Raw genomic sequence first — 5,036 nt, forward strand, 5'->3', positions numbered from 1 at the left:
GGCGAAGAGCGCGCCGCGCCCGTTTTGTGGTTCAGACATACGCTTGTCCTTTCAAATTTGGTTTGGATAGCTTAAGCTTACTTCCGTAGTTATGTACGGAGTCAAGCGATATGCAAATTAATTTTGAGAATCTGACCATTGGCGTTTTTGCCAAGGCGGCCGGGGTCAATGTGGAGACCATCCGGTTCTACCAGCGCAAGGGCCTGCTGCCGGAGCCAGACAAGCCCTATGGCAGCATTCGCCGCTATGGCGAGGCGGATGTAACACGAGTGCGGTTCGTGAAATCGGCCCAGCGGCTGGGCTTTAGCCTGGACGAAATCGCCGAGCTACTGCGGCTGGAGGATGGCACCCATTGCGAGGAAGCCAGCGGCCTGGCCGAGCACAAGCTCAAGGATGTGCGCGAGAAGATGGCCGACTTGGCACGCATGGAGGCCGTGCTGTCTGAACTGATGTGCGCCTGCCATGCGCGGAAAGGGAACGTTTCCTGCCCGCTGATTGCGTCACTGCAAGACGGAACGAAGCTCGCTGCATCGGCGCGGGGGAGTCACGGGGTGACTACGCCTTAGCGTGCTTTATTTTCCGAATTCTGAGACGACCCCTAGATGCCTGGTCAAGACTGCATACTTGCAGTTTTGACCAAGCATCGGAATATAATTTTAAGCAATAAAAAAGCCAGTATAGAGCTGGCTTTTTTATTCAATGATCTTAAAAACAATATTATGTAGCAACTTCACAAAAAGATAATAATCAGCAGGTTACAGTGAGAAACCTAGATTAACTCGGCATCCTATTGTGAAAATCAATAGCAAAATCTGATTCAGATCGTGGTTCGGTATTGTAGAATTTGAAGCCTAAACATTTAACTTCCTTATAACCATGCTCTTTAACTTCATTTAAGAACTCAACATAGTTTTGTGAATCATCTTGATCTGCATCAAAAACAATTTGGCTTTCATCATCCAAACTAATCAATACTTCCTCTTTCCAAGTATCCTTTTCAAGCAAATGACCACCTTTAGGCTCAATTAAGCATTGATAGTACATTTCACTATTTTCAGCATCATTAATGATCAGCATGTAGTCAGGGCTGAATCTACGACCATCTTTAGGGCTAAACAACCAATAATCGAGTTCATTCCGTATCAGGTAAATCTCTGCACCCTTGTAGCGTGATTTAAGCTCGTCAATTTGAGTTGCAACAAACTTAACAAAGCGTTTTTCTTCACTTGTGCCATAGTTTTCACTGTAGGCGTACCAATCGGCAGTTTCAACATCAAACTGTAGATCGGGGTTGTCATGGCTTGACTGTGGTTTTGCACGTTCATCAGGTGCATGATCACTCGTTTCACCATCTGAATCTTGGATAGGGAACGAAACCAAGTAGATGTTCTTTTCTTGCTGAAAGATAGAGGATAGTGATTTAGGTCTAAAAATATGACTTCCTGTAATCTGTGGCATGTGCCGATCTATGGCTTTACGCACTTCGGGTAAAATCACACCGACCAATAATTGCAGTTTTTCATGCGCTTCAAGTTGGTTAATGTCCTTACCTTCTGAATACGAATATTTAATTTCATATAAAGGTAGATACTTTTCGATCAATTCATCAATACTTTTTATCCCAACAATGTGATTTTTCAGATGATTAAATCGAAAGAAATTGTTTTCTGCTGACATTAATGCCTTGCGGATAATTAACGGGGAAAAGTATTCATCGGTTAAATGAATGGTTTTATACTGAATCCCTGCCTGAATATTATTTTGCTCTTTATCCGTTAAATTTCTTGTATAAGGGGGCGTCGCAGAATTCGGAAAAAAACGTACGCTAAGCAGAACGATCATCGGCCGGGATTCCGGCCATTTTCGTTCGTTGAAGTGAAAGTGTCCGATTTAAAGAAGCAAAAGTGTCCAGAGCTTGCAGTCGTGAAGTAAAAGTGTCCAAGGCGGTCGGGTTTGAATCAAGGAGATTGGTTTGAGGGTGAAGCGCTTTTAGTCGGTTGACGTTCGACATGGTGGCTTGCCTTGTCCACCGCGGCGATGAAGGCCGCGCGGTCTTCCTGGGGTCTGAGGTGCAGTGGAACGGAAAACCGGGTTAAGCCGTTGGCGCCACTTTCAGGTATTGATACAGCGTCTCGCGACTGATGCCGAACTCGCGCGCAAGCGTGGCTTTCTGCTCGCCGGCACCGGCGCGGCGGCGCAGCTCGACAACCTGGTCGTCCACAAGCGCCATCTTACGGCCACGGTAAGTGCCGCGCTGCTTGGCCAGCGCGATCCCCTCTCTCTGCCGCTCGCGGATCAGCGCCCGCTCGAATTCAGCGAACGCTCCCATTACCGACAGCAGTAAGTTCGCCATCGGCGAATCCTCGCCAGTGAAGCTGAGGCACTCCTTGACGAACTCAATGCGGATGCCGCGCTTGGTGAGCTGCTGCACCAGGCGGCGCAGGTCGTCTAGGTTGCGGGCAAGGCGATCCATGCTGTGCACCACCACAGTGTCACCCTCGCGCGCGAATGACAGCATGGCATCGAGCTGCGGCCGCAGGGTGTCCTTCCCCGAAGCCTTGTAGATGAACTGCTTATCCACCTGGACGTTGTCGAGTTGGCGTTCTGGGTTCTGGTCGAAACTGCTGACCCTGATATAGCCCATGCGTTGACCGTGCAAGATGAGTCTCCAAGAGGCGAAAGTGTCAGGGAAACTCTATGACCCTTCGCGGCATCTTTCAAGAAATCACGAAACGGACTCTATCCTGACTGATCAATTCGGGGCATCCTGACATCAGGTTAGGGTATGCCTCAATCTGACGCCTATCGGCCGATATATCACGGCCGCTCCTGGCCCGTGTCGGATTTACGGCCGGACTACAACATATATCCAATGTCCGACGCACCGGTGGGATAGGCGAACATCGTCGTCTTGAGCTGTTCCGCCGTGAGGCCATGGCGTATTGCGAGAGCAAAGATGTTGATCACCTCATCCACATGCGGGCCCAGTAGATGTGCGCCGAGCACCCGGTCAGTTTCCTCGTCGATGAGCACCTTGAATCCATAAGCAGGCTCTGCGGCCTGACGCGCCGTGAACCAGTCGGATGCCTTTTCGCTCTGCATGCGGAACTTGTAGCCTTGCCGGCGCGCCTCAGCTTCGCCTAGTCCCACGGCGGCAAGGGGCGGGATCGTGAAGACCACGCTCGGCACCCCGGTGTAGTTCGGCTCTTGGTGGTTCCCGTTCAGCAGATTCGACGCAACCACCTTGCCATCGTGGCTCGACACCGGCGTCAGGGGTGGGCCCACTTGCGCGGCGTCGCCGGCCGCATACACCGCCGGATTAGAGACACTCTGCAGGAACTCGTTGAGCTTGATCCGGCCCCGCTCGTGCGCCACCCCGGCGGCGTCCAGGTCGAGCGCGGGCACGCGGCCGGCGCCATGCACAACGAGGTCTGCCTGGAACGTCTCCAAGTTCCCATGTGCAGCGGCACGGACGGTGAAGCTGCCACCGTCCCGGTCTATGGTCTCGACGGCGGTCCCGGTGCGCACGTCAATGCCGAGATCGCGAGACTTCTCCACCAGCCACCCGACAAGGTCTGGGTCAAATGGCCCGAGCACGCGCGAAGCCTGCTCGAGTACGGTGACTTCGGCGCCTGCGCGCCGTGCGGTATGCGCAAACTCGAAGGCGATAAAGCCACCGCCGACGAGAATGATCCGGCGCGGCAGGGTCTCCAATTCAAGAAATTCCTCGTGGGTGATCAGGTGCTCCTCGCCCGCGATGCCGAGCTTCATCGGCTCCGCTCCCGAGGCGATCAGGATGTACTCGGCCTCCAGCGGCTCGCCTTCGACATCAAGCGTTTGGCGGCCGGTGAAGCGGGCAAGCCCATGATAGGTATCTATATCCTTGTCGGCGTAACGCTGCCGGTGCTTTTCTGGAATGGGATCGGTAAAAGTCCGCTTGAAGGCGATCAGGGCCGGCCAGTCGATACGGGTCTCGCCGGCAATGCCTTTGCCATGCATGCGACGGGCGTGGTCCGCCGCGGTGGCGCCGCCTACGAGCATTTTTTTGGGATCGCACCCGCGCAGTGCGCACGTGCCACCAAAGGGGCGGAAATCAATCACCGCAACACTCCATCCGGCAGCCCGCACACGCATCGCGGCGACCATCGCTGCCGTCCCGGTGCCAATAATCACAAGGTTGTATCGTTTCATCATTCACTCTCCTAATTCGATAAAATAGGTGTGTTCCGCGGAACGCCAGGATGCGAAGCACACGACCACTCGGACTTTCTAAAGCGTGCAAAGTTGCCGCCACCGACTGGTCCATCGAAGGCAGCACTGCTGCAATACCTGGCTTGGAGCGCTCAACCTGGCTCTGTAACCGTTGCAAGGCAGTCACTTCGGTCCTGCCCGGCGATGATCAGGCACTTCGCCTGAAAGCGCGGATCCCTCGTGCCAAGGACAGGATGAACAGCCCCGTCAGGGCGACTGCCGCGATGACCCGATGCTTTCCGAGGAGCCAGCTGCCCCCTGTGCCGGGGAGTACAACGGCGAGCACCGGCAGGTGGCAGGGACATGTGAGCACCGCAAGCGCGCCCCAAAGGTAGCCGCTGAGCGGCTTGGGTGTGTCGGGGGGAATGCGCTCCTGACTATTCATACAGGAAGCGCCGACGCGCCATGCGCCAATTCAGTCAACTGGGCTTCCAGGTTCGCCAGCGCTTGGCGGCGGCGCTCGACGAGCTGGCGCAGCACGGCAAGCTGCGCGGCCGCTTCCTCGGAGTCCGCAGCATCCAGCGCCCGGCACAGCTGCGCCAACGCATCCAGGCCGATACCCGCCTCGAAGGCCGCCCGTACGAAGCACAGCCGTTGCAAGGCAGCATCGTCGAACAGGCCGTAGCCGCCAGGGGTGCACGCCACGGACCAGGCGGAACCCGCCGCTGTTTTTCCAAAGTCCTTGACTCCGTACTTAGCTCCGGACGTACGATCATGTTTTCGATGGATCTTGCAAAGGAGAATTTATGTCTGAGCCGCAAAAAGGCCGCGGCGCCCTGTTTGCT

Annotated in this window: 5 protein-coding genes and 1 pseudogene; 1 reads left to right on the forward strand and 5 read right to left on the reverse strand. The window is 54.8% G+C overall.

Annotated features, from left to right (window positions below; all coding sequences use genetic code 11):
- Positions 1–110 precede the first annotated feature (110 nt).
- Complete coding sequence (merR, locus tag PV763_RS17015; RefSeq protein ID WP_001166626.1) at positions 111–566, forward strand: Hg(II)-responsive transcriptional regulator; 456 nt, start codon at positions 111–113, stop codon at positions 564–566.
- Positions 567–774: 208 nt separating this feature from the next.
- Here the strand turns inward: merR and PV763_RS17020 are convergent, their stop codons facing one another.
- From PV763_RS17020 to merD, 5 genes and pseudogenes are all read right to left on the reverse strand, one after another.
- On the reverse strand, positions 775–1,842 hold the full coding sequence (locus tag PV763_RS17020) for a hypothetical protein (RefSeq protein ID WP_227504998.1): 1,068 nt from the start codon (positions 1,840–1,842) through the stop codon (positions 775–777).
- 250 nt (positions 1,843–2,092) lie between these two features.
- On the reverse strand, positions 2,093–2,659 hold the full coding sequence (locus tag PV763_RS17025) for a recombinase family protein (RefSeq protein ID WP_033917453.1): 567 nt from the start codon (positions 2,657–2,659) through the stop codon (positions 2,093–2,095).
- Positions 2,660–2,856: 197 nt separating this feature from the next.
- Positions 2,857–4,194 (reverse strand): dihydrolipoyl dehydrogenase family protein, encoded by a 1,338-nt coding sequence (locus PV763_RS17030; RefSeq protein ID WP_420938251.1) that lies wholly within the window; start codon positions 4,192–4,194, stop codon positions 2,857–2,859.
- Between the two features lie 205 nt (positions 4,195–4,399).
- Complete coding sequence (gene merE, locus PV763_RS17035) at positions 4,400–4,636, reverse strand: broad-spectrum mercury transporter MerE (RefSeq protein WP_010591735.1); 237 nt, start codon at positions 4,634–4,636, stop codon at positions 4,400–4,402.
- Positions 4,633–4,896: pseudogene (gene merD, locus PV763_RS17040) on the reverse strand (mercuric resistance transcriptional repressor MerD); the annotation flags it as partial. The gene merE and the pseudogene merD, both read right to left, overlap by 4 nt.
- Between the last annotated feature and the right edge of the window lie 140 nt (positions 4,897–5,036).

It is taken from the genome of Acinetobacter sp. AS5 (assembly GCF_048957595.1).
In the GTDB taxonomy this organism is placed as follows: Bacteria; Pseudomonadota; Gammaproteobacteria; order Pseudomonadales; family Moraxellaceae; genus Acinetobacter.

What these genes read in the sequence shown, in the direction of transcription:
- merR (WP_001166626.1), top strand. Translation starts at nt 111, where the DNA reads ATGCAAATTAATTTTGAGAATCTGACCATTGGCGTTTTTGCCAAGGCG.
- PV763_RS17020 (WP_227504998.1), bottom strand. Translation starts at nt 1,842, where the DNA reads ATGATCGTTCTGCTTAGCGTACGTTTTTTTCCGAATTCTGCGACGCCC.
- PV763_RS17030 (WP_420938251.1), bottom strand. Translation starts at nt 4,194, where the DNA reads ATGATGAAACGATACAACCTTGTGATTATTGGCACCGGGACGGCAGCG.
- merE (WP_010591735.1), bottom strand. Translation starts at nt 4,636, where the DNA reads ATGAATAGTCAGGAGCGCATTCCCCCCGACACACCCAAGCCGCTCAGC.